Here is a 24,062-nt window from a genome sequence, read left to right on the forward strand (position 1 = left end):
CTGCCATCTGGTACCCACCCGCTACCGACCCGATCCCTGCCGACTGCTGCCGGTGGTATCGATGTTCGCCTTCTCGGCGATGTCCCGACCCGCCACCACCGCGCCCGGGCCGACTCCGGTCTCCCGCATCGGCGAACCACTACCAGCTGCCACAGACCCATCGGTTCGGACCTGGCCACTGATGTCCCGACCCGCCACCACCGCACCAGGACCGACCGGCCGGTGCGTCCCCGACGCGTTTGCGGCCAGCCAACCCGCTACCACCGCCCCGAACAACGTGAATACCCCGGCTGCGGCCCACCACTGCCAACCGCTCTGCAGCTTGTTGATCACCGCGCTGTTCGCGGCAGCCACCACCACCCCGACACCCGCAGCCCAGACAACTCGCCGACCAGACACCAGCACACCCCTCGATTACCCAAAGCATCAGAGCAGGAACAGAGAGTGGAGCCTAGCCGGGCCCGGCGCCGAGTTGCGTCCACTGGATTGGTGTACGACTTGCCCGTGATGGGCGTGTTGCGTAGGTAGGAGTCGTCCCACCGCGCGCCCCTTCGAGGCGGTGACGCCCAGTGAAGGAGCGGGATACGCGGTGGGTCGGGCCACCCGACGATCCAACCCGCCATTCTCGCCGTCTGTAGCCGATCCACACTGTGGAGCGGCCCCGTTCTGGACGCACCCGACTCTGGCTGGATCGCAGGGCGCTCGCGTCGTTTGCTGCCTTCTCGCTGCCTCCGGGAGGGCAGTGATCGTCGGAAACGGGTCAAGGCCCCTCGCTGGAGAGGCTTGACCTGCTCTTACCTCTGGTCGGGGTGGCCGCATTCGAACCGACGACAGACCTCTTCGTCCCGAACTCCCGGCGAGTGGTGCAGGTGGCCGGCGGGGGCGTGGGCCAGGTCCTGGGCGGCGTCGACGAGCTGGGCGGCCAGGTAGAGGGCGAGGCGTTGTCGTACTCCGCTCGTAGCTCCTGCCTCGGGTCTGGCAGGGCCAGTCGGCACCGCATCCGCCGCACGTCCAAGCCGGTGTCACCGGGAGGTGTGTCGTCATCGCGGCGCGTCCTGGCTCGGCCAGTGGCCGCGGTTGATCGGGATGGGATGACGGCTTCGGCAGGGCAGGTCGCTTCCGTAGCGGCAGATGCGCCGCCAGTCCTGCCATGACCAGACGGGTCGGTGCCGGCGGGCGAGGGTCAGCGCCGCCGCCAGGACGTACTCGTCGTAGGACACGCGTCGCCGGCTGTTGTTCTGCCTCTGGTGGTAGCCGGTGTACCGCACGGAACCTGCGGTCGAACCAGTTGCATCGTCCGGTCTGGTCATCTCGCCTCCCGCCGACGCTGGGCACCCGGTCAGCCGTGTCCGGAGACAGGGCACCCACGGCAGGGCGACCGGCCGCCAAGCTGGGTGGCCCCACCAGCAACTTAGGACGCAATGTGCGCAGGGTAAACAGCTACGACACATAGCGTTGTAAGTCGAGCGTTCGGTGTGGTCTGCTTGCACCAGCCGCCAAGCTGGGAGCACCACCTATGTCTGAAGCTGCCTACCTACAGGTCGCCCGAGATATTCGCGAGCAGGTCAGCTCCGGCCAGTTGAAGCCGGGCGACAAGCTGCCCTCGTTTGCCGCCCTCTGCGAGCACTACGAAGCCAGCAACACCGTGATCCGTGCTGCCATGCTGCTGCTCAAGGCCGAGGGCCTGATTGACGGCCGGCAGGGCAAGGGCGTCTACGTCGCCAACCCGCTTCCCCGGTGAGCCGGGGTCACCCTCGAGGCGCGACGCCTCGTTCATAAGTTTTGAGCGCTCCGTCCGGCAACGTCTGTCCGCGTACGCGACCTCGGGCGGAGGTGCACGCTCGACCGCTGGCGACTGTCCTCGTCCCGGCTGGTTGCTGTCACCGTTGCTGTCGACAGCAACAGGGGCAACGTCTCTAGTGGTGGTGCGCGGTCGACGCATGCTGCCCTAGGAACTCTCGGAAGAGCCGGCAAAGGTTCGAGACGGCGCGCTCGTGGTCGTCGTCGCTGACAAGGCCATCCTCGATGGCACCCCTACCGAAGGTCTCGGCGAGCGCTAAAGACGAGAAGACGAGAGGACTGCCGGGATGGCGGGCAGACATCCACTCCTGGAACGCCGCCAGCTCACCCTGACCGCGCGCGAGGGCGAACCCCGTCAGCAGCGAGAACGCTCGCTCGTACGTCGGCCGCCCAACGTACATGCCCAGCCGGTGCTCCATATGCCACAAGAACTCTTCCCAACTCACGGCCGCATTGTTTCCGACGCCGGACGCTTCGGTGTGAACGCGGGCACGAGCCACAGCTGGATGTCGCCGGAACTCGTCCTGTGGCAGCTAGCATGGACACTGCGCTGACCGGTGCCGTCCGCCGCCAGACGGCGCTGTAGCTTTCGCTGCCTCGCGGCTGCCTCATTCCGCCTGTTACTCCTTGGCGTTGAGCTGTGGCCGGTCGGTGGCCCTTGGGCGCGTGTTGGGATGCCCGCTGTGCCCGCGCCGGGGTCCGGAAGATCACCGTGCACGATGCCCGGCGTACCTGCGCGACCCTGCTCGTCGACCTGGACGTGCACCCGCGCGTCATCATGCAGGTGCTTCGGCACGCGGAGGTGTCGGTGACGATGGAGATCTACTCGCAGGCGTCCTCGGACGCCACCCGCGACGCCCTCAAGCGCCTGGGCGAGAGTCTGCGCTGACGCGCTGCTGTACTCGACTGCTGTACGAATGCATCAGGGGCCACTCTCATCGATGGAGAGTGGCCCCTGACCTCGGTCGGGGTGGCCGGATTCGAACCGACGACCTCTTCGTCCCGAACGAAGCGCGCTACCAAGCTGCGCCACACCCCGAGGCGTGCCGACAAATAGTAGCCCACCCCGCTCAGGGGTCCAACTCGGTACCCCCACCGCCGTGGCGGCCCTGTGCGGCCCTCGTGGGAGCCCGGCGAACCCCCGGGCGCCGGCTGATGTCGTAGGCGGTTCAGCTCGACAGGGCGGCCACACCCAGGCCGGGGCGTCGGTCACTGATCCGCGCCGACGCGCCCCACATCACCGCGCCCAGGTCCGGCACCGCGTGCCCCACGTCACCGCGCCCGGACCGGCCCGCCCGCCGGTCCTTGGACGGCCGGCGGGCGGACCGAGGGCGGAAGGGCGAGCCGCGGGTCAGCGCGGGATCAGGGTGAGCACGCTCGCCTCCGGCGGGCAGGCGAACCGGATCGGCGCGGTCGGGTGCGTGCCGAGGCCGGCGGAGACGTGCAGCCACGCGTCGGAGCCGGGCCAGCGGTGCAGGCCGCGTGCCATGGAGCGGGGCAGGCCGCAGTTGGTGACCAGCGCGCCGACCCCCGGTACGCAGACCTGGCCGCCGTGGGTGTGCCCGGCGAGCATCAGCCCGAAGCCGTCGGCGGCCATCCGGTCGAGGACGGCCGGCTCGGGGGAGTGGGTGAGCGCGATCGACAGGTCGGCGGTCGGCGACACCGGCCCGGCCACGGAGTCGTAGTCGTCCCGCTCGACGTGCGGGTCGTCCACCCCGAGCAGCTCGACGACCCGGCCGCCGGCCTTGACGGTGGTGCGGGCGTTGTTCAGGTCCGTCCAGCCAGCGCCGACGAAGACCTCACGCAGCTCCTCGTGCGGCAGCTCGACGCCCTCGGTGTACTCCCGGTCGGGCAGGAGGTAGGTGAACGGGTTCTTCCAGACCGGCCCGGTGTAGTCGTTCGAGCCGAAGACGAAGGCTCCCGGGTAGTCGAGCAGGGGCTGGAGGGCGCGCAGCACGCCGGGCACGGCGCCGGGGTGCGCCATGTTGTCCCCGGTGACCACGACCAGGTCGGGGTCGAGGGCGGCCAGCGACGCCACCCAGCGCTGCTTGCGCCCCTGGTCGGGCATCATGTGCAGGTCCGACAGGTGCAGGATCCGCAGGGGCTCCGCGTCGGCCGGCAGCACCGGCACGTCGTACCGCCGCAGGGTGAACATGTTGCGCTCGACGAGTGACGCGTACGCCAGGGTCGCCGCGCCGAGGGCGGCGGTCCCGGTCGCGAGCCGGAATAGTGTGCGCTTTCGCATGGCGTTCAGGGTAGTTTCACCGACCATGAGCACGCTGAAGGACCGTCTGACCGCCGACATGCGCGCCGCCCTGAAGGCGCGCGACGAGCTGACCACCTCCACGCTGCGGATGGCGCTCGCCGCCGTCGGCACCGCCGAGGTCGCCGGCAAGGCCAAGCGCGAGCTCACCGACGACGAGGTGCTCGCGGTGCTGACCAAGGAGGCGAAGAAGCGCCGGGAGGCCGCCACCGCCTTCGGTGACGCCGGCCGCACCGAGCAGGCCGCGAAGGAGGTCGCCGAGGGCGAGGTGCTGGAGCGCTACCTGCCGAAGCAGCTCCCCGACGCCGAGCTGACCGAGCTGGTCGCGGGGGCGCTCGCCGCGGGCGGCTTCACCGGCAAGGCGCAGATGGGCCCGGCCATGAAGGCGGCCCAGGCGGCGGTGGCCGGACGGGCCGAGGGCGGTCGGGTCGCCGCCGAGGTACGCCGACAGCTCGGCCTCTGACTCCGGCCGCGCCGACCCGCGTACGCGAAACGGGCGGGCACCCCGCGAAGGGTGCCCGCCCGTGGCGTTCGTGCGGCCGGCTCAGCCGCCGGGGCGGCCCGGCGGACGGCCCGGGTTGTTCGGCGGCCCGCCGTTGCCGGGCGTCGTGCCCGGGGTGGTGCCTCCGCCGGCGCTGATCTGGATGGTCACCACGCCGCCCTTGATGGTGCGGCCGTCGGGGCTGGTGCCGGCGGCCTTGCCGGCGGGGCAGCTTGACGGGACCTTGATGTCGGAGATGATCGCGTCGAAGCCCTCCGCCTCGATCCGGGACTTCGCCTGCTGCGGGTCCAGGCACTTGACGTCGGGGATGCGACGCTGGTCGCCCTCACGGATCTTCTGGCCCGGGGGCTCGAAGTTGATCCGCTTCTTGCCCTTCATGGCGTCGCGCAGCGTCTCGTAGACCGGCGGGTTGATGCCGTCCTTCTGCTTGTGCTTCATCTTGACGTTGGTCTGCGGCCAGTCGGGGTCGGCCATGATGCCCGCCACCGCGTACTGCTTGGTCATCGCGACGAGGGAGGCGGTCTTCTCCGAGTCGGTGGTGCCGGACTTGCCGGCCACCGGCGCGTCGACGATGCCCCGGACGTTCGCGGCCGTACGGCTGCCGCCGCACCGGCTGGTGGAGGAGTTGTCACCGACCGGGCAGCGGGCGGCGTCGACGGCGGCGCGGGCCACCTCGGTGCTGACCCGCTTCTCGCAGCGCGGGTTGGCGATGTCGAGCTTCTTGCCCTCCGGGTCCTTGATCTCCTGCACCGGGATGGGCTCGCAGTACTTGCCGTCCGCCGCGAGGGTGGCGTAGGCGTTGGCCAGCTCCATCGGGGTGGTCTGCGAGACGCCCAGGGTGAAGGCACCCCAGTCGTGCGCGGCCTCCTTGGTGCCGCTCAGCCGGCGGTCCTCCGTGGTGCGGAACTGGATGCCGAGCCGCTTGGCCACGTCGACCACGTTCTCGGCGCCGACCTGCTGCTGGAGCGGCACGAAGTACGTGTTGATCGACTGGGCGAAGGCGCTCCACATGTTCTGCACGCCACCGGCCTTCTTGCCGGAGTTGGTCGGGCAGTACAGGTTGGTGCCGGGGCAGGCTGCGGGCCCGGGCTGGATCCGGTATTCCGAGCGGAACTGCTGCGGGGCGTTGATCGTGTAGCCGAGCGGGATGCCCTTCTCCAGCGCCGCCACGATCGTGAAGATCTTGAAGGTCGAGCCGGCCTGGTAGCCCGTCAGGCCGTCGCCCCCGGTGAGCAGCGGGTTCACGGTGTTCGGGTAGTTGCCGAGCTTCTTCTTCTTGCGCTGCTTGGGGTCGCTGTGCGGCTTGTTGGCCGGCTTCTTCGGGTCGTCGAGCTTGAAGTTGCGGTTCACCGCCAGCGCCCGTACCCGGCCGGTGCCCGGCTCCACCACCGCGACCATGGCGGCTTCCTTGCTCTTCTCCGACTTGGCCTTGCGGACCGCCTTGTCGGCGCCCCGCTGGGCCTGCGGGTCAAGCGTGGTGATGACGGTGTAGCCGCCGCTCTTGAGCCGCCGCTCCCGGTCGTACGAGGTCGAGCCGAACGTCTCCTGCCCCATCCACCAGCGGTAGAAGTAGTCGCAGAAGAAGCCCCAGCCCTTCTCGTTGGTCGAGACGCAGCCGTTGGGGGCCCGCTTGCCGGTGACCTTGAGCTGGACGGCCTTCGCCGCGTCCGCCTCCTGGCGGGTGATGGCGCCGGTCTCGACCATGTTCTCGATGACGTAGTCGCGCCGGGCGACCGCCGCCTTGTAGCCGCTCTTGGTGGTCGGGTCGTTGGTGCTCGGCGCCTTCACCATGCCGGCGAGCATGGCCGCTTCCTCGATCTTCAACTTGCTCGGCGGCTTGTTGAAGTAGACCTGGCTGGCGGCGTAGATGCCGTACGCGCCGTTGCCGAACGCGGCGATGTTGAGGTAGCGCTCCAGGATCTCGTCCTTGGAGAGCTCCTTGTCGATCTGGATGGCGTAGCGCATCTCGCGCAGCTTGCGGGCGCTGGTGTCCTCGGTGGCCGCGACGACGTCCGCCGGGTGGCTCGCCGAGTAGGCGATGGCGAGCCGGACGTACTGCATGGTCAGCGTCGAGGCGCCCTGCTGGCTGGACGCGTTGGACTGGTTGTTGACGAAGGCCCGGGCGATGCCGTTGAGGTCCACGCCGTTGTGCTTGTAGAAGTCGTGGTCCTCGGCGGCGACGATCGCCTTCTGCATGATGGGCGCGATGTCGGCCAGCTTCACGTCGCGACGGTTCTCGTCGTACATGGTCGCCAGCGGGGTCTTGCCGTCGGAGGCGAGCAGGTAGCTGATCTGTGGCGCGCGGGCCACGGTCAGCTCCTTGGGTAGTGCGCCGAAGGTCTCGGCGCCGGCCTTCGCGGCAAGCCCGGACATCGCCACCGCGGGGAAGGCCGCCGCCGCGACCACCACGCCGGCCAACAGGCCACAGATGAGTAGCGATGCGGCGTTGGTCAGCACATTGTGGTCACGTTTCCGCATCCAGGTCACCTCGACAGGGTACGCGAGTAGGGAACGAGGGGCGCCGGGGCGTTCTTTCCCCATTTCCTGCGCGCGCCGACCTCGTTGTGCTAAACGCACGACCCCCGGTGCGTGGTTGCGTGGATCCGGCGCCGAGTCTCTCTCCTTCCGGGAGGGGCTCGCAGCGTTTTCACGGACTCCGACGGGGTAACCGGCGGTCGCGAAGCCCGGGAAGCCGGGAGTGTCCGGAATGATGGATTTCGCCGACAACGTTGCGTAATCAGTCGACTACAGAGCATGATGGGGGCGGCGACAGCGCCACATGTCGTCCGTGCCGCCTTGGGGAAGGCAGGCCGGGCGATCGGGGGGATTGCCGGCTGGTCCGCGACGGGGTCGGTAGGTACTGCAAGGGGGGACGTGTACAGATGGGCATGATCACTGACTGGCCGTCGCTGGCGGCGTGTCAGAACGGGGACCCGGACGCGTTGTTCGTACAGGGCGCCGAACAGAACGTGGCGAAGCGGATCTGCCGGAGCTGCCCAGTTCGGTACGAGTGCCTGGCCGACGCGCTGGACAACCGGATCGAGTTCGGCGTGTGGGGCGGCATGACCGAACGTGAACGCCGCGCGCTGTTGCGCCGTCACCCCCAGGTGGCGAGCTGGCGCAAGATGTTCGAAGCCGCGATGAAGAAGAACGCCAAGGACAAGGCCGGCAAGGATAAGATCCTCGTCACCACCGCCGGCTGATCGCCGTCACGGCCGGCTGATCGCCGCGCCGATCGTCCGCAGCCCGTCGACGTCGTGCACGTCGGCGGGCTGCGCCGTCACCGACACCGCCGGCACCGCCGGGAACGCCTCGGTGAACCGCGCCGCCACCTGCCGCTCGCGTACCGCCTGCTGAGCCAGCGCGGCGTGGGCCCGCAGCACGTCGACGGTGCCCTCGTGCCCGCCGAGGCCGGCCAGCCGCTCCGCGGCGGCCAGGCTGTCGGCCGCGTCGAGCGCCGGCACCGCCGAGCGGTGCACCCGGTTGAGCACCAGGCCCGCCAGCGGCATCTTCTCCTCGCGCAGCCGGCCCGCGAAGTAGGCCGCCTCCCGGACCGCGTCCGGCTCCGGCGCCGCGACCAGCAGGAACGCCGTCTCCCGGGCCTGGAGGATGCGGTACGTCTGCTCGGCGCGCTGACGGAAGCCGCCGAACATCGAGTCCAACGCGGCGACGAACCCGGACAGGTCGGTCAGCAACTGGGCCCCGAGCACCTTCTGCACGACCTTGGAGAACATTCCGAACGAGGCCGTGACCAGACTGAACATGCTCCGCCCGCCGGTACGCGCCGGAGCCAGCAGCAGCCGCAGCATCCGCCCGTCGAGGAAGCGGGACAGCCGGGCCGGGGCGTCCAGGAAGTCCAGCGCCGAGCGGGACGGCGGGGTGTCCACCACGATCAGGTCCCACTCGCCCCGGGCGTGCAGCTGGCCCAGCTTCTCCATCGCCATGTATTCCTGCGTGCCGGCGAAGGTCGAGCTCATCGCCTGGTAGAAGGGGTTGGCGAAGATCTCTTCCGCCTTCGCCCGATCGGTGTGCTGGAGCACCACGTCGTCGAACGTGCGCTTCATGTCGAGCATCATGGCGTGCAGCTCGCCGCCGCTGGCCTCGACGTCGATGCCCTTGACCTGGCGGGGGGTGTTGTCCAGCTCGGTCAGCCCGAGCGACTGGGCCAGCCGGCGGGCCGGGTCGATGGTGAGCACCACCGTACGCCGGCCGTGCCGCTCGGCGGCGCGCAGCGCGAGCGCGGCGGCCGTGGTCGTCTTCCCCACCCCGCCCGCCCCGCAGCACACCACGATCCGGACGCCCGGATCGGCGAGGATCTGGTCGACGTCCAGCTGCGGCGCCGCGTCTTCGGAAGGCACCAATCGAGCGTATCGGGCCGGGTCGGTCCTTGCGCCCGTGCCGGCGGCAGTGTGAGTCAGTCGGCCCCGACGAGGGCCGCGGCGAGCCGGTCCAGGCCGGCCCGGTCCACCCCGCCGGGCAGCAGGGGCAGCTCGGTCATCGGCAGCCCCAGCTCCACCAGGTCGGCCCGGAGCGTCTCCTCCAGCTCGCGGCGGACGGCCTGGTCGCGCGCCTCGGCGGCCAGCCCGGCGACGGTCTCCCGGTCGGTCGGCAGCCCGGCGGCGCGCAGCCCCCGTTCCAGCTCCGCGGCGGCCACCACCCGCCCGGCGGGCAGCGGCGGCCGGGCCCCGTTGACGATCACCCGACCCACCGGGAAGCCGAGCTGGGTCAGCTCGGCGATCGCGTCGACCGTCTCCTGGACCGGCATCTCCTCCAGCAGGGTGACGACGTGCACGGCGGTGATCGGGGAGCGCAGCAGGGCGGCGACCCCCTCGCTCTGGGTCTTGATCGGGCCCACCTTGGCCAGCCGGGCCGTCTCGGCGGTGACGTTGAGGAACCGGCCGATCCGCCCGGTGGGCGGCGCGTCCAGCACCACGGCGTCGTACGCGCGCCGCTGGCCGACGGTGCGGGTGGTGGCCTCCTTCACCTTGCCGGTGAGCAGGACGTCCCGCAGGCCGGGGGCGATGGTGGTGGCGAAGTCGATCGCCCCGAGCTTGCGCAGCGCCCGGCCGGCCGCGCCGAGCTTGTAGAACATGTCGAGGTACTCCAGCAGGGCCTCCTCGGCGTCGACCGCCAGGGCCCGCACCTCCCCGCCGCCCGGCGCGTCGGTCAGGTGCCGTTCCTCGTACGGCAGCGGGTCGGTGCCGAAGAGCTGGGCGATGCCCTGCCGCCCCTCGACCTCGACCAGCAGCGTGCGCTGGCCGCCGGCGGCCAGCGCCAGGGCCAGCGCCGCCGCGACGCTCGTCTTGCCGGTGCCGCCCTTGCCGGTCACGACGTGGAGGCGGGCCGGCCACCGGGTGCCGGCCGGGTCGGCCGTCGACTCTGCTGCTCGCACCCGTCGAGCCTATCCAGGCCGCCGGCTCAGGCGACCTCGCAGACCCACCAACCCGTCTTCCTCACCACGGTGAACCGCAGGTCCTGGTCGGCCACCTTCTCGTCGGCGGTGGTCATGGTGACCTTGGTGGTGACCGTGGCGCGGTCACCGGTCTGGTTGTCCACCTGCGGGGTGCTCCACCGGAACCGGGGGTTCTGGTGGGCCGAGACGTGCTTCTCGACCTCGGCCACCTTGGCCGCGATCTTCTTCTCGTCGCGCGAGGAGGAGCAGACCAGGCCGGCCGCCCGGTCGGCGTCACGCTCCTGGTAGACGGCCTTGAGGAACTCGTCCACCGCGACCGCCGGCTCCTTGGCCCCCTCGCCGCTCTCGGCGTCGCGCAGCGTCAGGAACGCCACGACGCCGCCGCCGGCGCAGAGCAGCAGGATCACGGCCAGGGCGATGGAGGCGATCAGCGCGCCGCGCTTCTTCCTCGGCGCGGCGGGCGGCTGGTGGGGCGGGTACCCGGGCGGGGGAGGAGGGAACGCCGGGTCCGGGACGGCGGCGGGGCCGGGCGGAACGGCGGCGGGGCTGCCGGGAGGGACGGCGGGGGCGGCGGCCGGGCCGGGCGTCCCCGTGGCGTCGGGAGCCGCCGGAGGGTCCGGCTGGTCGGCCGGTCCGACGGGGCCACCGCTGGGTGGTTGGGTCATCTCATCCCCCGGGTTGCGACGTCGTCGCCTGACCGGGCGACGAGCGTGATCGAGCTGGCGGCGAGGCGGCGAGCGCCCGTCCGACCGGAAGGGTATCGGTCGGTTCGTCGCGCCGGGGGGCGCCGGGGTGCCGTCAGGTTCCTTACCGACGCTGTGTCGCATATGTGACTTTGGGTGATCGGGTGTGCGCGTCCGGTTGGCGGGACTGTCGCCCCGGACCTACGTTCTCAGCGGCGCGGGGGCGGGCCAGGCGCAGCGTCCGGGCCCGAAGTGATGACGTGACCAGGTACGACGTCCGGAGGCAAGGCATGCGCGACGTGGACAACATCCCCCGAGGCCAGTTCCCGGCGGGCGACCGGGCGCGGCGGCCCGCCTCCTCCGGCGACGCCGAGGGCGGCGTCGGCCTGCCCATCAACGAACGCTCGTACCGGCGGCTGGCCGAACCCGTCGAGGTGGTGCGCGTCCCCGGCCGGCCGGGCCCGGGAGGCCGGGACGAGGAGGAGCCCGGGTTCGTCATCCACCTGCCGATCCGGGTCGCCGACCTGAGGGCGGCCACGGCGCTGGCCGGGACCGTCGCCACCTCGCTGAGCTTCCTGGTCGAACTGGACGCCGGCGAGACCACCGTGTCGAGCACGGACGACCAGAACAACCGGCACCGCGTCTTCTGCGACCTGCTGCTGCCGGACCGCTCCCGCTGCCCCCAGCCGTACGAGCACGGCGGCCCCTGCGGGGAGGTGCCGGCGGCCCCGGAGCAGCGTCCCGCGCCCGGCCCGTCCGCCGGACCGTAGGCTGTGCGTCGAGAAGTCGAACTCCAGCCAAGGGAGCCCTCCACCTATGCAGAAGTGGGAATACTCCACGGTCCCGCTGCTGGTCCACGCGACCAAGCAGATCCTCGACAACTGGGGTGAGGACGGGTGGGAACTCGTCTCCGTGGTTCCCGGTCCCAACCCGGAGCAGCTCGTCGCCTACCTGAAGCGGCCGAAGGCATGAGCAACGGTCCGCACGCGAAGCTCGCCGAGCTCGGGCACACGCTGCCCGAGGTGGTCCCGCCGGTGGCCAGCTACGTGCCGGCCGTCCAGTCCGGGCAGCACGTCTACGTCTCCGGGCAGCTGCCGATGGTCGAGGGGAAGTTGCTCGCCACCGGCAAGGTCGGCGCCGGCGTCTCCGCCGAGCAGGCCAAGGACCTGGCCCAGCGGTGCGCGCTCAACGCGCTGGCCGCGATCGACTCGCTGGTCGGCCTGGAGAACGTCGTGAAGGTCGTCAAGGTGACCGGCTTCGTCGCCGCCGCCTCCGGCTTCACCGCCGTCCCGGGCGTGATCAACGGCGCGTCCGACCTGTTCGGCGCGGTATTCGGTGAGGCCGGCCGGCACGCGCGCAGCGCTGTCGGCGTCGCCGAGCTGCCCCTGGACGCCCCCGTCGAGGTCGAGGTCGTCGTCGAGGTCTCCTGACCCGCGCCGCCTTCCCCGCGATCTGGCACTCCGCGCCCGGCAAAAGCCGTGAAGCGGTACGTATCGAGGGCCGGATCTGCAAGATCGCGGGGAGCGGCCGGCGGGGCCGTACGATCGCAGCCATGACCGGGCACTTCACCGCGCCGGCGGCGGCGCTCGCCGGCGAACTGCCGGACTGGGTGACGCTCCTGCGTGCCCCGAACCCGGGGCCGATGACGCTCGACGGCACCAACACCTGGGTGCTGCGCGCCCCCGGCCAGGAGCACGCCGTCGTCGTCGACCCGGGCCCGGCCGACGAGGGGCACCTGGCGGCGATCGCCGCGCTGGGGCCGATCGGCCTGGTGCTGATCACCCACGGCCACCCCGACCACACCGACGGCTCGCGCCGCCTGCACGACCTGCTCGACGGGGTGCCCGTACGCGCCGCCGACCCGACGCACACCATCGCCGGGGAGCCGCTGACCGGGCCGGGGGAGGAACTCGGCGAGCACGGGCTGAGCGTCCGGCTCGTGCCGACCCCCGGGCACACCGGCGACTCGGTCTGCTTCCTGGTCGGGCACGGCGACGAGCGGGCGGTGCTGACCGGCGACACGATCCTCGGCCGGGGCACCACCGTGGTTGCCCACCCGGACGGGCACCTCGGCGACTATCTGGCCAGCCTGGAGCTGCTCTCCGCGTACCGGGGGATCACGGCGCTGCCGGGGCACGGCCCGGCGCTGGCCGACTGCGGCGCCGCCGCTGACTTCTACCTCGCCCACCGCCAGGCCCGGCTCGACCAGGTCCGGGCGGCGGTCGCCGAGGGCGCCGGCACTGCCGCGGAGGTGGTCGCGACGGTCTACGCAGACGTCGACCGGTCGCTGTGGTGGGCCGCCGAGTGGTCCGTGCGGGCCCAGCTGGAATACCTGGGCCGGGAATCCGGCGGAGGCACCGCGGGGTTGGAGCAAGCGTGACCTGCCCGGTGTGCGGAACCGTCGCGGTGCCCGGCGCGCGGTTCTGCCACAACTGCGGCGCCGCGCTGCCGGCCGCCGCGACGCTGCCCGCGGCCGAACGCCGCGTGGTGACGGTGCTCTTCGGTGACCTGTCCGACTTCACCTCCTGGTCGGAGGACCTTGACCCGGAACGCGTCGGCGCGGTCACCGACCGGGTGCTCGCCGCCCTGGCCGGCGCGGTGAAGACGTTCGGCGGGCACGTCGACAAGCTCACCGGCGACGGGATCATGGCGGTCTTCGGCGCGCCGGTCGCGCACGAGGACGACGCCGAGCGGGCCGTACGTGCCGCGCTGTCGATGCAGCGGGCCGTCCGCCGGGTGCTCGACGACGAGCGCGGCGGCGGCGCGCCGCTCGGCCTGCGGGTCGGGCTGAACACCGGCGACGTGATCGCCGGCATCCAGGCCGCGATCGAGTACACGGTCATCGGCGACACCGTGAACACCGCCGCCCGGCTGGCCGACGCCGCCGCCGTCGGCGCGGTCTACGCGGGGGCGCGCACCTCCGCCGCCACCCGGCACGTCGCCTCCTGGCGGGCGCTGCGCCCGCTGCGGCTCAAGGGCAAGCGCGAGCCGGTCGAGGCGTACGAGCTGCTGGGCCTGCTGGACGCCCCGGGCACCCGGTCCGGCCTCGGCGACGAGGCCCCCTTCGTCGGCCGGGAGACCGAGATCGGGCGGGTCGCCGGCCGGCTCGCCGAGGTGATCGACCGAGCCGAGCCCCGGGTGCTGCTGATGACCGCCGAGGCCGGGATCGGCAAGTCCCGCTTCGCCGCCGAGGTGGAACGCCTGGCTGCCGGCTACGACGTCGGCGCCGGCCGGTACGCCGCGCACACCGGCGCCCGGGTGCTGTCGGTGCGCTGCGCCGCGTTCGGCGAGCGGCGCCGGCTCGCGCCCCTGGCCGACCTGGTCCGGGCGGCGGTCGGCCTGCCCGGCGACCCCGCCACCGCGCTCACCCGCCCGGCCGTGGAGGAACGCCTGCGCCGGCTCGGCCAGCGACTCAGCCGCTCCGGCGAGCCGGCACCCATCGCCACCGACCAGCTGCTGGCCCTGCTCGGGTACGCCGAACTGCCCGGTGGCGCGGCCGACCAGGGCGAGTGGGGCACCGCCCAGCCCGCCGACGCCGACGCCGTGCCGAACGCCGTCGCGGACCTGCTCACCGCGCTCGCCGGGGAGGCGCCCCTGGTCGTCGTCGTGGACGACCTGCACGACGCCACCGCCGAGACCATCCGGGCGCTCGGGGTCACCCTGTCCCGGCTCACCGGCCCGGTGCTGGTCCTGCTGCTCGGCCGGCCCGAGCTGGTGCGTACCGCCGGGGCGCTGACCCGGGTCGCGGACGCCGAGGTGCACGCGCTGCCGCCGCTGCGCGGTGCCGACGCGGCCCGGCTGCTCACCACCTACCTCGGCGGCGGCAGGCTGCCGCAGGCCGACGCCGACCGGCTGCTCGCCACCGCCCAGGGCAACCCGTTCTACCTGGCCGAGCTGGTCACCCTGCTGATGGAGCGGGGCGCGCTGACCGCCGTCGCCGAGCGCAACTCCCCGAGCCCGGGCAGCTGGCGACTCGTGCCCGGCTCGCTCGGCAGCCGCCTGCTCTCCCGCGACCTGGCCGCGGTGCTCGCCGCGCGCATCGACGCGCTGCCGGCGGAGGCCCGCTCCGTGCTGCGGGACGCGGCGGTCGTCGGCGACACGGTGCCGGACGGCGCGCTGGAGGCGCTGCGCGAGCAGCGGGCCGGCCGCGACGGTCGGCCGGCGGCGGTGGTCGCCGTCGAGCTGGAACGGGCCGTGGAGGAGCTGCTGCAACGCCGGATGCTGCACCGCACCCGCACCGGCTACGCCTTCGCGACCCCGCTGATGCGGGAGGCCGCGTACGCCGGGGTGAGCAAGGCCGAACTGGCCGAGCGGCACGCGGCGCTGGCCCGCTGGGCCGCGGCCGATCCGCTGGCGGGGGCGGCGCCGGGCGGCTTCACCGAGGCCGCCCGGGACGTCTTCGTGGCCCAGCACGTCGAACGGGCCGCCACGCTGGCCGACGCGGTCGGGCTGCGGCCGGACGCGCCGGCACGGGCCGTCGTCGGCCTGGGCGTCGCCGCGCTCGGCGGGGCCGCCCGCCGGTCGTTGCAGGCGGGCGAGCCCGCGCTGGCCGTGGAGTACGCCGAACGCGCCGCCGAGCTGGCCCGCGACGGGGTGCCGGCGGCGGACCGGGTGGTGCACGCGCGGGCATTGCTCCAGGTCGGTCGTCCCGCCGACGCCCTCGCCTTCGCCGAGAAGATCGCCGCGAACGCCGGCGACGAGTCCGCCGTCCGGACCAGTGCGCTGCTGCTCGCCGGGCAGGCCCACCAGACCATGGGCGACCAGGCGCGCGCGGTGGCCTGCTGGCAGGAGGCGTTGCAGGTGGCCACGGCCGGCGGGCTGCCGACGCTGCGCGCCTCGGCGATGCGCCGCCTCGGCATGGCCGACTTCATCGCCGGGCGGCTGGGGCAGGCCAGCAGCCGGCTCGCCGCGTCGTACCAGGTCAGCCTCCAGGCGCAGGACCGCCGGGGGCAGGCGTGGTCGTTGCAGAACCTGGCCTGGGTGACCACCACCCGGGGCGACTTCGCCGGCACCGACGCGGTGCTCGGCCGGGCCGCCCGGCTCTTCGCCGAGCTGAAGGACCCGTACGGGCGGGCCTGGCTGCGCGGCACCACCGCCTTCGCGCGGCTGCTCGCCGGCCGGCTGCGCGAGGCGTGCCGGATGGCGCAGGTCTTCCTGCCGTTCGGCGAGCGGGTCGGCGAGTCGTGGGCGGTGGGCACGCTGCGCGCGGTCGAGGCGTTCGCCACCGCCGAGCTGGGCGAGCTGGCCGAGGCGGACCGGGGGGCCCGCCGCGCGTACCGGGAGTTCGCCGCCGCCTCCGACGACTGGGGGCGCGGGTTCGCGCTGGTCGTCCGGGGGGTCGTGGCGCGCGGGCTGGGCGAGCCGGGGCACGCCGCCGACCTGCTCACCGACGCGCTGTCGTACGCGGAGCGCACGTCGCACCCGCTGCTCACCGGGATGGCCGGCACGCTGCGCGGGTTCGTGGCGCTGGACCTGGGCGACTGCGAGACGGCCGAGCGGGACGCCCGGTCGGTGCTGACCGCCGTGGAGCCGCACAACCCGCAGGCGCCCGCGCAGGTGGGGCCCCGGGTGCTGCTGGCCACCGCCCGGTTGGCGGCCGGCGACTCCGCGACCGCCGTCGGGCTGCTCGCCCCGGTGGCCACCGCCGCCGCCACCGTGCCCTCGCTGCTCTTCTCCCGCCGCCAGACCATGGCCCGGTACGCGTCCGCGCTGCTCGCCCACGGCCAGTGCGAGCAGGCGCTGGACTGGGCGCGGCGGGCCGTCGCCGCCCCGTCGGAGGACGTGCGCAGCCAGGTGGTCGCCGCGAGCGTGCTCGCCGAGGCGCTCGCGGCCTGCGGCCGGCACGAGGAGGCGCTGGCCTGCGCCGAGGAGGCGGTCCGCCTGGCGTACGCGACCGAGCAGCGCAGCGAGCGCCGCGCCGCCGACGCCCTGCGCGCCCGCCTCGCCACCCCCTAGGCGGGGGCGGCGAGGTCGGGCGGGCCAGGGGTCGGCGGTCGTCGACGCTCAGGTGCCGGTAGGGGTACGGGAGCCGGTGCCGGCCGTGCCGCGGGTCGCGACGAGGCTCCAGCCGATGGAGACGGCGAGGGTGGCGACGATGACGCCGAGGGTCAGCGGGATGGGGAGCTTGCCCACCGGGGTCTCGGAGAGGACGAGCTTGACGCCGGCGAAGGCCAGCAGGAACGCCAGCCCGTAGTGCAGGTGCACGAAGCGGCGCAGCAGCCCGGCGAGGCAGAAGTAGAGGCTGCGCAGGCCGAGGACGGCGAAGGCGTTGGCGGTCCAGACGATGAACGTGCTCGTGGTGATCGCGAGGATCGCGGCCACGGAGTCGATGGCGAAGATCAGGTCGGTGGCCTCGACGGCGACGAGGACGATGAACAGCAGCGTCGCCGTACGCCGGCCGTCGATGCGGGTGAAGAACCTGCTCCCGTGGTAGCGGGCGTCGGTGGGGACGATCCGGCGGACGAGGCGGACCACGAGGTTCCGGTCGGGCTGCGTCTCGGCGTCGTGCCGGAAGGCCATCTTCCAGCCGGTCCAGACCAGGAAGGCGCCGAAGACGTACGCGGTCCAGAAGAACGTCTCGAGCAGTCCCGCGCCGAGGAGGATGAAGACGAAACGGAACAGCAGTGCGCCGACGACCCCCCAGAACAGCACCTTGTGCTGGTAGGCGGCCGGCACCGCGAAGTAGCTGAAGACCAGGGCGAACACGAAGACGTTGTCGACCGACAGGGCCTTCTCGATGAGGTAGCCCGCGAAGTAGGCGCCGGCGGCCTCGTCGCCCTGCCACAGCCAGAGCAGGACGCCGAAGGCGAGGCCGGCGGCGATCCAGATCGCCGACCAGGTGGCCGCCTCGCGCAGGCCGATGACGTGGTCGTCGCGGTGCAGCAGCAGGTCGACCGCCAGCATGGCGGCGATCGCGGCGGTGAGGGCCAGCCAGGCCCACCAGGGTACGGACATCGGGGCTCCCTTTGACCGGGCCGGCGCCGGGGCGCCGGCGTGCTGGCCGAAGGTCTCCCCGGACCGCCGGTGCGGCGGTCCGCGCGACCGGGACCCGGGTGGGTCCGTACTGACGGCCGGCGCGTCCGGTGGCGGGTACTCCCCCTCGAACTACGGTTCATTATTCACGAAATGTGGTTCGTCTGTCCAGTGTCCAGCCGCGCGGTCCGACCCCCGAAGTCTGGCGTTTCTGGGGATGCGGTGTGTCGGGGGTGGCCGATAGCGTGTCAGGTTCGAGGGGCGGTCGGTCGTGCGACCGCGTCGGGTCTGGGGAGGGCCGTCATGAGGTTGCCGCGTTCGGCCGCCGGATGGACGATCGCGGTCTTCGGCGTGTTGGCCCTGCTCATGGGGGCGGTCGGGCTGCTCTGGCCCGAGGCGCTGCTGCGCCTGCTCGGCCTCGAGGTGCCGGCGACGCGCGCCGTGGGCGACCACACCGGCACCTTCCTGACGGCCTCCTCGATGGCCTCGTTCAACATGGGGGTCTACTACCTGCTCGCCACCGCCACCGAGTGGCGCCCGTTCTTCCGCTTCACCGTGCTGTTCCGGCTGGTCACGTTCACGGTGTTCAGCATCGCGGTGCTGGCCGACGTCGCCCCCGGGCGGTTCTTCGGGGTGGCGCTCTGGGAGGGCCTCGGCGCGGCGGCGACCGCCGTCGGGCTCTGGTGGGACGACCGTCGCGCGGGCCCCGGGGCGGTGGGGCTCGGGCGTGATTCCGCCGTCGGTGCCGTGCCGTCCGCCGATGCGGCTCACTGAGCCGCCGGTCCGATTGGGTATTTTCAGAGCCGTGACCGAGACCTCGCCCGGTGCCCTGCCGGTGCCCATCGTGCCCGGTCTGACCGATCTGCGCGTGTTTGCCCGAGGAGGCTACGCGACGATCTACAAGGCGACCCAGATCTCGGTGGGGCGCGAGGTCGCGGTCAAGGTGGAGAACCGCACGCTCGACAGCGAGCACGACCAGGCGCGCTTCCTGCGCGAGGCGCGGGCCGCCGGGCGCATGTCGTCGCACCCGCACGTGGTCGACCTCTTCGACGTGGGGGTCACGGTCGACCAGCACCCCTACCTGATCATGGAACTCTGCGACGGCTCGTACGCCGAGCGGATGCGGACCTCGCCGCTCGGGCCGGCCGAGGCGCGCGACCTCGGCGTCAAGATCGCCGACGCGATCGCCCACTCGCACGCCGCCGGGGTGCTGCACCGCGACGTCAAGCCGGCGAACATCCTCCACTCGCACTTCAACTCGGCGGTGCTGGCCGACTTCGGGCTGGCGGTCGTGGCCGAGATGCGTGACGCCTCGGTCGCCCTGGAGGTGCTCACCCCGGCCTACGCGCCGCCGGAGATGTTCAACCACAGCCCGCCGTCGCCCGCCGTCGACGTCTACGCCCTCTGCGCCACCCTCTACGCGGTCATGCACGGCCGGCCGCCACGCTGGCAGTCCGAGCGCAACCCGAGCCTGATCACGGTGCTGGAGATGTTCCACCAGCCGGTCCCCGGCCTGCCCGGCGTGCCGCCCGAGATGATCGACGTGCTCCGGGCGGGGATGTCCAACGACCCCGGCGAGCGTCCCTCGGCCGTCGAGTTGCGTGACCTGCTGGCCGGCCTGCCGCTCGGCCCGGCCGGCTCCCCGGTGGGCGGCACGGGCGTGCCCGGGCCGGTCGGCGGCGGGCCCGGTCCCGTCGGTCCGTACGCCGCCGACCACGTCTCCCGGCCCGCACCGCGACCGCCGGTGGAGGACCTGCACCCCACGGTGCCCACGGTCGGCCGTCGGCGTCGGCGGCGCTGGTTCCTCGGCGGTGCCGGGATGGTGGCGCTGGCCGCCTCGGCCGGCGCCGGCGCGTGGCTGGGCGGCGTGGTGTCCGCCCCGGGCCCGGCGCCGACCGCCGACGTGGCGGCGACGAGCGTGGCGGCGACGAGCGCGGTGCTGCCCGCCTGCGCCCTGACGGCCGGACTGCCCGCCGGGGCGGGCTGCGCCGACGAGTTGGAGTGCTTCGGCCCGATGGTGGTGCGTGGTGCCCGGGCCCGGGCGGCGCGGGTGCCCTGCGACGGCCAGCACACCTGGGAGAGCTACGCCGAGGGCGAACTTCCCGACACCCTGGTCGGTGCCGACCACGACGAGGTCGTCGCCGACGCGGGGGTGCGCCGGGTCTGCAACGAGACCACCTTCCGGCTCACCAGCGGGATCAGGATCGCCGACGGCTGGAACCTGGAGGTGCTGCCCCCGGCCGGGGCGGACACCGACCGGACGTACCGCTGCCTGGCCGGGCGCGGGCTCGACGCGCTCGCCTCACCCACCCTCACGGGCCGCTGAGCCACCGCGCCCCCGGTGGCGCTCCCGCAGGGCGCGGACGGTCTCCCGGTGGTCGAGCGACTCCAGCGTGTCGGCGTCGACGCCGTAGAGGCCCCCGGCTGGCTGCCCCGGGCCAGCCGGTGTGACGCCCGGTTCCGCCTCGTCCTCCTGCCGGGCCGCCGCCACGGAGACGGCCGCGATCATCGTCGAGAGGACGCAGAGCAGCGCCAGGGCCACCCCGACGAGATCCTGCCGGCCCCACACGATCAGCGTCACCAGCAGCGAGACCGCCACCAGCGCCGCGACGACCGCCTTCGCCCGCGCGTCGGGCCTCGGAATTCCCACCCGTCCAGGATGTCCGAGCGGGGCCCGCTGTCAACCGGGTCGCCGGCACCGGATGCGATGATCTCCGTTCGAAGATCGTCGCCTGTGGGAGAGGAGTGCCGGTGACCCGCGTCCTCCGGATCGTCGCCGCCGTGCTGGTGTCGGGTGCGCTGGCCGCGTGCGGAGCGGACGGGGCGCCGGAGCCGGCGACCGCGCCACCGCCCGCGAGCGGCGCCTCGCCCGGGGCGTCCTCGCCCGCCTCCGCGCCGTCCGCCACGCCACCGCCGGCGGGCTCCGCCTCGCCGGCCGCCGGTCGCGGCGGGTACGCCAACCCGGACGAGGCGATCGCCGCGCACCTGTCGGCCGTCCCGGGGGTCCGTTACCTCGGCCTGTGCAAGAACGCCAAGCGCGACCCGGCGGCGGTCTGCGCCCTCCGGATGGGCTTCGTCGAGCGCGACGAGGTCTACGGGCTGGGCGCGCCGCACAGCGACGTCGTCGGCTTCCTGCTGTTGCGCGACGGGCCCGCCGGCTGGCGGGTGGCGGCCGAGTACGCGCCGGACGGCGGGACGCCGGCGCCGCCGTGGATGGCCGGGGTGGGATGACCCGGGGCGGGCGAAGGGCTTAAAGCGTCGACGATGAATTATTCGTTACATCGCTCGCCCGGATTGTCGGATATGTAGTCACTCGCCGGCCTGCGGCCCTGTCGCCCGGTCCCTAGAGTGACGGAGGTCGAGCCCTGGCCCGACCGTCCTGTTCGCCCACCGGAAGGCGTCCACATGCCACGACGAAACCGGTCCATCGCCGCCGCGGGGATCGCCGGCATCCTCCTCGCCGGCGCCGCGGTCGCTCCCGCCGCCGCCGCACCGTCCCCCGCCGGCGGGGACCGTCCCGTCACCTCCGACCGGACCAGCCCGCAGGAGGCCCGCCGGGTCGACCGGGTGCCGACGCCCACACTGGACTGGTACGCCTGCTACGAGTACGCCGAGTGCGCCACCGTCCGGCTGCCCCGCGACTACGACCAGCCGAACGGCCCCACGACCGAGGTCGCCATGCTGCGCGTCAAGGCCCGCGACCAGCAGCGGAAGATCGGCAGCCTCTTCGTCAACCCGGGCGGCCCCGGCGGCTCCGGCACCGACATCGCGCTCGCCGCGCCGTACGTCCTCGGTGACGAGGTGCTCGACCGCTTCGACGTCGTCGGCGTCGACCCGCGCGGCGTCGCCGCCAGCCAGCAGGTCAGGTGCTTCCCGTCCGTCAAGGAGCAGACCCGGGCGTACGCCGGGCTGAACGTGGCGTTCCCGTGGACGAAGGCCGAGGAGAAGGCGTACGTCGCCTCCTCGAAGGCCGTCGGCAGGGGCTGCTCCACCACGGGCCGGCCACTCACCGGCGCGATGTCGACCGCCGAGGTGGCTCGGGACATGGACGTGCTGCGCCGCGCCGTGGGCGACCGGAAGCTCACCTACCTCGGCTTCAGCTACGGCAGCATCCTCGGCCAGTACTACGCCAACATGTTCCCCGACCGGGTCCGGGCCCTGGTGATCGACGGCGTGCTCAACCCGAACGAGTGGGTCGGCCAGGGCAAGGCGCGCAGCCTGTCCCAGGAGGACCGGATGCGCAGCGCGCAGGGCGCGTACAAGGCGCTGCGGGAGATCCTGGTGCGCTGCGACAGGGCCGGCGCGCAGGCGTGTGCGCTGGCCGAGGGGGACCCCGTCGCGTCGTTCGACCTGGTCGCGAAGCGGCTGCGGGCCAAGCCGGTGGTGATCGAGGACCCCGACTTCGGCCCGATCACCGTCACGTACGCCGACTTCGTCGCCGCGAACCTGGGCGCGCTCTACGGCCCGACGGGCTACGCCGAGGTCGTCGACCTCACCGCCGCCCTGCTGGTGCTCACCGACCCGGCGGCGTCCCCGGCCGCCCGTCGCCCCGCCACGGCCGACGTGACCCGGCAGGCCGCCAAGGCCCGCGAGCAGGCCCGCCGGTACGACTTCCCGTACGACAACGGGTTGGAGACCTTCCTCGGCGTGGACTGCACCGACGCGTACCACCCGAAGGACGCCGGCTCGTTCCCGGCGCGCGCCGCGAAGGCCGACAGGCGCGACCCGTACTTCGGTCGGCTCTGGACGTGGGCCACCTCGCCGTGCGCCCGCAAGACGTGGACCGTGCGGGACGAGGATGCCTACACCGGCCCGTTCAACCGGCGCACCGCCGCGCCGGTGCTGGTGGTGGGCAACTACTGGGACCCGGCGACCAACTACCGGGGCGCGGTCAGTTCCGCCCGGCTGCTGCCGAACAGCCGCCTGCTCAGCAGCGACAGCTGGGGACACACCGCGTACGGGACGTCGGCCTGCGTGACCGGCGCCGTCGACGCGTACCTGCTGCGCGGGGCGCTGCCGGCCAACGGCAAGGTCTGCGTGGGCGACGTCCAGCCGTTCGCGGAGCTGCCGGCGGAGCCGGGGGCGACCCGCCGCGCGGAGGCGTCGAAGGGCGCGCTGGCCGCCGAGGGTGCCCCCGGGCGCGGCGAGCCGAAGCGGCTTCCGCCGGTGGTGGCGCCGCTGCCGGCGGTCGGCACGCTGACCGTCCGCTGAGGACCCGGGGTGCGGCGGGCGATCGGGCGCCCGCCGCACCCCGGCCCGCTCAGTAGGACTTGTCCTGGCCGAGGACGTGCTGGGCGACGAAGTTGAGGATCATCTCGCGGCTGACCGGGGCGATCCGGCCGGCGCGCACCGCGCCGAGCAGCGTGGCGACGCCGTACTCGGTGGTCATGCCGGCCCCGCCGAGCACCTGTACGGCGGTGTCGACGGCCAGCGCCGCGGCCTCCCCGGCGGCGTACTTGGCCATGTTGCCGGACACCCCGGCCTCCAGGTCGCGGCCCGCGTCGTAGAGGGTGGCCGCCTTGTGGATCATCAGGCGGGCCAGTTCGACCTGCACGGCCGCGTGCGCGAGCGGATGGGCCACGCCCTGGTGCGAGCCGATGCTCCGGCCGCCCCAGACCTTGCGGGTGGCCGTGTACTCGCTGGCCCGCTCGATGGCGTACCGGCCGGTGCCGGCGCCCATCGCGGCGACCGTGATCCGCTCCGGGTTGAGCCCGGCGAAGAGCGCCGGTAGGCCGGCGTCCAGCGACTCGCCGACCAGCGCGTCGGCGGGCAGCCGCACGTCGTCGAGGTAGAGCAGGAACTGGTTCTCCGGGGAGACGATCTCCATGTCCAGCTTGGAGCGGGTCAGCCCCGGCGCGTCGGTCGGCACCACGAACAGCGCCGGCTTCAGCTTGCCGGAGACCGCGTCCTCGGTGCGGGCGACGACCAGCACGTACGACGCCTCGTCGACGCCGGAGATGTAGCACTTGCGGCCGGAGAGCAGCCAGTCGTCGCCGTCGCGGCGGGCCACCGTGCCGAGCCGGTGGAAGTTGGAGCCGGCCTCCGGCTCGGTGATCGCGAAGACCACCTTCAGCGAGCCGTCGGCGAAGCCCGGCAGGAAGCGCTTGCGCTGCTCCTCGGTGCCGTGCCGGGCGATCACCGTGGCCGCGATGGCGGGGGAGACCACCAGCAGCAGCAGCGGGCAACCGGCCGCCGCCAGCTCCTCGCAGACGATGGCCAGCTCGGTGATCCCGCCCCCGCCGCCGCCGTACTCGGTGGGGATGTTGACCCCGAGGTAGCCCAGCCGACCGGCGTCGTCCCACAGCTCGGTGGTGTGCTCGCCGGCCCTGGCCTTGGTGACGAAGTAGTCGTGGCCGTACCGGCGGCCCAGGGCGCGCACGGCGTCGCGGAGCTGGTCCTGCTCGGGGGTGAGGTCGAAGTTCATCGGGG

Annotated in this window: 22 protein-coding genes, 1 tRNA gene and 1 pseudogene; 13 read left to right on the top strand and 11 right to left on the bottom strand. The window is 73.2% G+C overall.

Annotated features, from left to right (window positions below; genetic code table 11):
- Positions 1–1,040: 1,040 nt before the first annotated feature.
- Positions 1,041–1,310: a hypothetical protein gene (locus GA0070610_RS29420; RefSeq protein WP_231925854.1), complete on the bottom strand. Its 270-nt coding sequence runs from the start codon at positions 1,308–1,310 to the stop codon at positions 1,041–1,043.
- A 206-nt stretch (positions 1,311–1,516) separates the two neighbouring features.
- On the opposite strand from GA0070610_RS29420, the gene GA0070610_RS29425 reads away from it, so the two are divergent.
- Positions 1,517–1,741: a winged helix-turn-helix domain-containing protein gene (locus GA0070610_RS29425; protein ID WP_089003035.1), complete on the top strand. Its 225-nt coding sequence runs from the start codon at positions 1,517–1,519 to the stop codon at positions 1,739–1,741.
- Positions 1,742–1,916: 175 nt separating this feature from the next.
- Here GA0070610_RS29425 and GA0070610_RS29430 read toward each other — a convergent pair whose 3' ends face one another.
- Positions 1,917–2,246: a hypothetical protein gene (locus GA0070610_RS29430; RefSeq protein ID WP_089003036.1), complete on the bottom strand. Its 330-nt coding sequence runs from the start codon at positions 2,244–2,246 to the stop codon at positions 1,917–1,919.
- A 224-nt stretch (positions 2,247–2,470) separates the two neighbouring features.
- Here GA0070610_RS29430 and GA0070610_RS29435 point away from each other — a divergent pair.
- Positions 2,471–2,689 (top strand): annotated as a pseudogene (locus GA0070610_RS29435) (tyrosine-type recombinase/integrase); the annotation flags it as partial.
- 76 nt (positions 2,690–2,765) lie between these two features.
- Here GA0070610_RS29435 and GA0070610_RS29440 read toward each other — a convergent pair.
- Both GA0070610_RS29440 and GA0070610_RS29445 read right to left on the bottom strand, forming a co-directional pair.
- Positions 2,766–2,839 (bottom strand) — tRNA-Pro (locus GA0070610_RS29440).
- A gap of 312 nt (positions 2,840–3,151) precedes the next feature.
- Positions 3,152–4,045, bottom strand: coding sequence for a metallophosphoesterase (locus tag GA0070610_RS29445; protein ID WP_089003037.1), 894 nt, complete (start codon positions 4,043–4,045; stop codon positions 3,152–3,154).
- Between the two features lie 25 nt (positions 4,046–4,070).
- On the opposite strand from GA0070610_RS29445, the gene GA0070610_RS29450 reads away from it, so the two are divergent.
- Positions 4,071–4,526: a GatB/YqeY domain-containing protein gene (locus tag GA0070610_RS29450; RefSeq protein WP_089003038.1), complete on the top strand. Its 456-nt coding sequence runs from the start codon at positions 4,071–4,073 to the stop codon at positions 4,524–4,526.
- Between the two features lie 81 nt (positions 4,527–4,607).
- Here the strand turns inward: GA0070610_RS29450 and GA0070610_RS29455 are convergent, their stop codons facing one another.
- Positions 4,608–7,043: a penicillin-binding protein gene (locus GA0070610_RS29455; RefSeq protein WP_089003039.1), complete on the bottom strand. Its 2,436-nt coding sequence runs from the start codon at positions 7,041–7,043 to the stop codon at positions 4,608–4,610.
- A gap of 404 nt (positions 7,044–7,447) precedes the next feature.
- On the opposite strand from GA0070610_RS29455, the gene GA0070610_RS29460 reads away from it, so the two are divergent.
- The gene (locus GA0070610_RS29460) at positions 7,448–7,768 is read left to right on the top strand and encodes a WhiB family transcriptional regulator (RefSeq protein ID WP_089003040.1); all 321 of its coding nucleotides are present in this window, start codon (positions 7,448–7,450) and stop codon (positions 7,766–7,768) included.
- A 6-nt stretch (positions 7,769–7,774) separates the two neighbouring features.
- Here the strand turns inward: GA0070610_RS29460 and GA0070610_RS29465 are convergent, their stop codons facing one another.
- Genes GA0070610_RS29465 through GA0070610_RS29475 form a run of 3 tightly spaced genes read right to left on the bottom strand, consistent with a single transcriptional unit; the run spans position 7,775 to position 10,643 of the window.
- A complete protein-coding gene (locus tag GA0070610_RS29465) occupies positions 7,775–8,926 on the bottom strand; it encodes an ArsA family ATPase (RefSeq protein ID WP_172896619.1) in 1,152 nt (383 codons plus the stop codon).
- Positions 8,927–8,979: 53 nt separating this feature from the next.
- Positions 8,980–9,957 carry an ArsA family ATPase gene (locus GA0070610_RS29470; protein ID WP_089003042.1) on the bottom strand — a complete coding sequence of 326 codons (978 nt, stop codon included), beginning with the start codon at positions 9,955–9,957 and terminating at the stop codon, positions 8,980–8,982.
- Positions 9,958–9,983: 26 nt separating this feature from the next.
- Entirely contained in the window at positions 9,984–10,643 is a 660-nt protein-coding gene (locus GA0070610_RS29475; protein WP_089003043.1) for an Rv0361 family membrane protein, read from the bottom strand.
- Between the two features lie 308 nt (positions 10,644–10,951).
- Between GA0070610_RS29475 and GA0070610_RS29480 the strand changes: the two genes are divergently transcribed.
- From GA0070610_RS29480 to GA0070610_RS29500, 5 genes are all read left to right on the top strand, one after another.
- Complete coding sequence (locus tag GA0070610_RS29480; RefSeq protein WP_089003044.1) at positions 10,952–11,431, top strand: hypothetical protein; 480 nt, start codon at positions 10,952–10,954, stop codon at positions 11,429–11,431.
- A 46-nt stretch (positions 11,432–11,477) separates the two neighbouring features.
- Entirely contained in the window at positions 11,478–11,633 is a 156-nt protein-coding gene (locus GA0070610_RS29485) for a DUF4177 domain-containing protein (protein ID WP_018222171.1), read from the top strand.
- Positions 11,630–12,091 (top strand): RidA family protein, encoded by a 462-nt coding sequence (locus tag GA0070610_RS29490; protein ID WP_089003045.1) that lies wholly within the window; start codon positions 11,630–11,632, stop codon positions 12,089–12,091. The genes GA0070610_RS29485 and GA0070610_RS29490 overlap by 4 nt, the downstream gene beginning before the upstream one ends.
- Before the next feature lie 122 nt (positions 12,092–12,213).
- Positions 12,214–13,041 carry an MBL fold metallo-hydrolase gene (locus GA0070610_RS29495; RefSeq protein WP_089003046.1) on the top strand — a complete coding sequence of 276 codons (828 nt, stop codon included), beginning with the start codon at positions 12,214–12,216 and terminating at the stop codon, positions 13,039–13,041.
- Positions 13,038–16,616: an adenylate/guanylate cyclase domain-containing protein gene (locus GA0070610_RS29500; RefSeq protein WP_089003047.1), complete on the top strand. Its 3,579-nt coding sequence runs from the start codon at positions 13,038–13,040 to the stop codon at positions 16,614–16,616. The genes GA0070610_RS29495 and GA0070610_RS29500 overlap by 4 nt, the downstream gene beginning before the upstream one ends.
- A gap of 48 nt (positions 16,617–16,664) precedes the next feature.
- On the opposite strand, the gene GA0070610_RS29505 is transcribed toward GA0070610_RS29500, so the two are convergent.
- Complete coding sequence (locus GA0070610_RS29505) at positions 16,665–17,615, bottom strand: TerC family protein (protein WP_089003048.1); 951 nt, start codon at positions 17,613–17,615, stop codon at positions 16,665–16,667.
- A 321-nt stretch (positions 17,616–17,936) separates the two neighbouring features.
- Here GA0070610_RS29505 and GA0070610_RS29510 point away from each other — a divergent pair, with 321 nt between their 5' ends.
- Together GA0070610_RS29510 and GA0070610_RS29515 are read left to right on the top strand one after the other, a co-directional pair.
- Complete coding sequence (locus tag GA0070610_RS29510; protein ID WP_089003049.1) at positions 17,937–18,407, top strand: hypothetical protein; 471 nt, start codon at positions 17,937–17,939, stop codon at positions 18,405–18,407.
- Between the two features lie 31 nt (positions 18,408–18,438).
- Positions 18,439–19,959, top strand: coding sequence for a serine/threonine-protein kinase (locus GA0070610_RS29515; protein ID WP_089003050.1), 1,521 nt, complete (start codon positions 18,439–18,441; stop codon positions 19,957–19,959).
- Here GA0070610_RS29515 and GA0070610_RS29520 read toward each other — a convergent pair.
- A complete protein-coding gene (locus tag GA0070610_RS29520) occupies positions 19,936–20,283 on the bottom strand; it encodes a hypothetical protein (protein WP_089003051.1) in 348 nt (115 codons plus the stop codon). The genes GA0070610_RS29515 and GA0070610_RS29520 overlap by 24 nt on opposite strands.
- A gap of 101 nt (positions 20,284–20,384) precedes the next feature.
- Here GA0070610_RS29520 and GA0070610_RS29525 point away from each other — a divergent pair, with 101 nt between their 5' ends.
- Together GA0070610_RS29525 and GA0070610_RS29530 are read left to right on the top strand one after the other, a co-directional pair.
- The gene (locus GA0070610_RS29525; RefSeq protein ID WP_157747275.1) at positions 20,385–20,864 is read left to right on the top strand and encodes a hypothetical protein; all 480 of its coding nucleotides are present in this window, start codon (positions 20,385–20,387) and stop codon (positions 20,862–20,864) included.
- 174 nt (positions 20,865–21,038) lie between these two features.
- Complete coding sequence (locus GA0070610_RS29530) at positions 21,039–22,844, top strand: alpha/beta hydrolase (protein WP_089003053.1); 1,806 nt, start codon at positions 21,039–21,041, stop codon at positions 22,842–22,844.
- Between the two features lie 49 nt (positions 22,845–22,893).
- On the opposite strand, the gene GA0070610_RS29535 is transcribed toward GA0070610_RS29530, so the two are convergent.
- Positions 22,894–24,057, bottom strand: a complete 1,164-nt coding sequence (locus tag GA0070610_RS29535; RefSeq protein WP_089003054.1) for an acyl-CoA dehydrogenase family protein — start codon at positions 24,055–24,057, stop codon at positions 22,894–22,896.
- Positions 24,058–24,062: the final 5 nt, after the last annotated feature.

The organism is Micromonospora echinofusca, assembly GCF_900091445.1.
GTDB lineage: Bacteria > Actinomycetota > Actinomycetes > Mycobacteriales > Micromonosporaceae > Micromonospora > Micromonospora echinofusca.

Bases quoted from the DNA above. Each gene is read 5' to 3' on its own strand.
- GA0070610_RS29420 (WP_231925854.1), bottom strand. From the start codon at position 1,310: ATGACCAGACCGGACGATGCAACTGGTTCGACCGCAGGTTCCGTGCGG.
- GA0070610_RS29425 (WP_089003035.1), top strand. From the start codon at position 1,517: ATGTCTGAAGCTGCCTACCTACAGGTCGCCCGAGATATTCGCGAGCAG.
- GA0070610_RS29445 (WP_089003037.1), bottom strand. From the start codon at position 4,045: ATGCGAAAGCGCACACTATTCCGGCTCGCGACCGGGACCGCCGCCCTC.
- GA0070610_RS29450 (WP_089003038.1), top strand. From the start codon at position 4,071: ATGAGCACGCTGAAGGACCGTCTGACCGCCGACATGCGCGCCGCCCTG.
- GA0070610_RS29455 (WP_089003039.1), bottom strand. From the start codon at position 7,043: ATGCGGAAACGTGACCACAATGTGCTGACCAACGCCGCATCGCTACTC.
- GA0070610_RS29460 (WP_089003040.1), top strand. From the start codon at position 7,448: ATGGGCATGATCACTGACTGGCCGTCGCTGGCGGCGTGTCAGAACGGG.
- GA0070610_RS29475 (WP_089003043.1), bottom strand. From the start codon at position 10,643: ATGACCCAACCACCCAGCGGTGGCCCCGTCGGACCGGCCGACCAGCCG.
- GA0070610_RS29480 (WP_089003044.1), top strand. From the start codon at position 10,952: ATGCGCGACGTGGACAACATCCCCCGAGGCCAGTTCCCGGCGGGCGAC.
- GA0070610_RS29485 (WP_018222171.1), top strand. From the start codon at position 11,478: ATGCAGAAGTGGGAATACTCCACGGTCCCGCTGCTGGTCCACGCGACC.
- GA0070610_RS29490 (WP_089003045.1), top strand. From the start codon at position 11,630: ATGAGCAACGGTCCGCACGCGAAGCTCGCCGAGCTCGGGCACACGCTG.
- GA0070610_RS29495 (WP_089003046.1), top strand. From the start codon at position 12,214: ATGACCGGGCACTTCACCGCGCCGGCGGCGGCGCTCGCCGGCGAACTG.
- GA0070610_RS29505 (WP_089003048.1), bottom strand. From the start codon at position 17,615: ATGTCCGTACCCTGGTGGGCCTGGCTGGCCCTCACCGCCGCGATCGCC.
- GA0070610_RS29510 (WP_089003049.1), top strand. From the start codon at position 17,937: ATGAGGTTGCCGCGTTCGGCCGCCGGATGGACGATCGCGGTCTTCGGC.
- GA0070610_RS29530 (WP_089003053.1), top strand. From the start codon at position 21,039: ATGCCACGACGAAACCGGTCCATCGCCGCCGCGGGGATCGCCGGCATC.
- GA0070610_RS29535 (WP_089003054.1), bottom strand. From the start codon at position 24,057: ATGAACTTCGACCTCACCCCCGAGCAGGACCAGCTCCGCGACGCCGTG.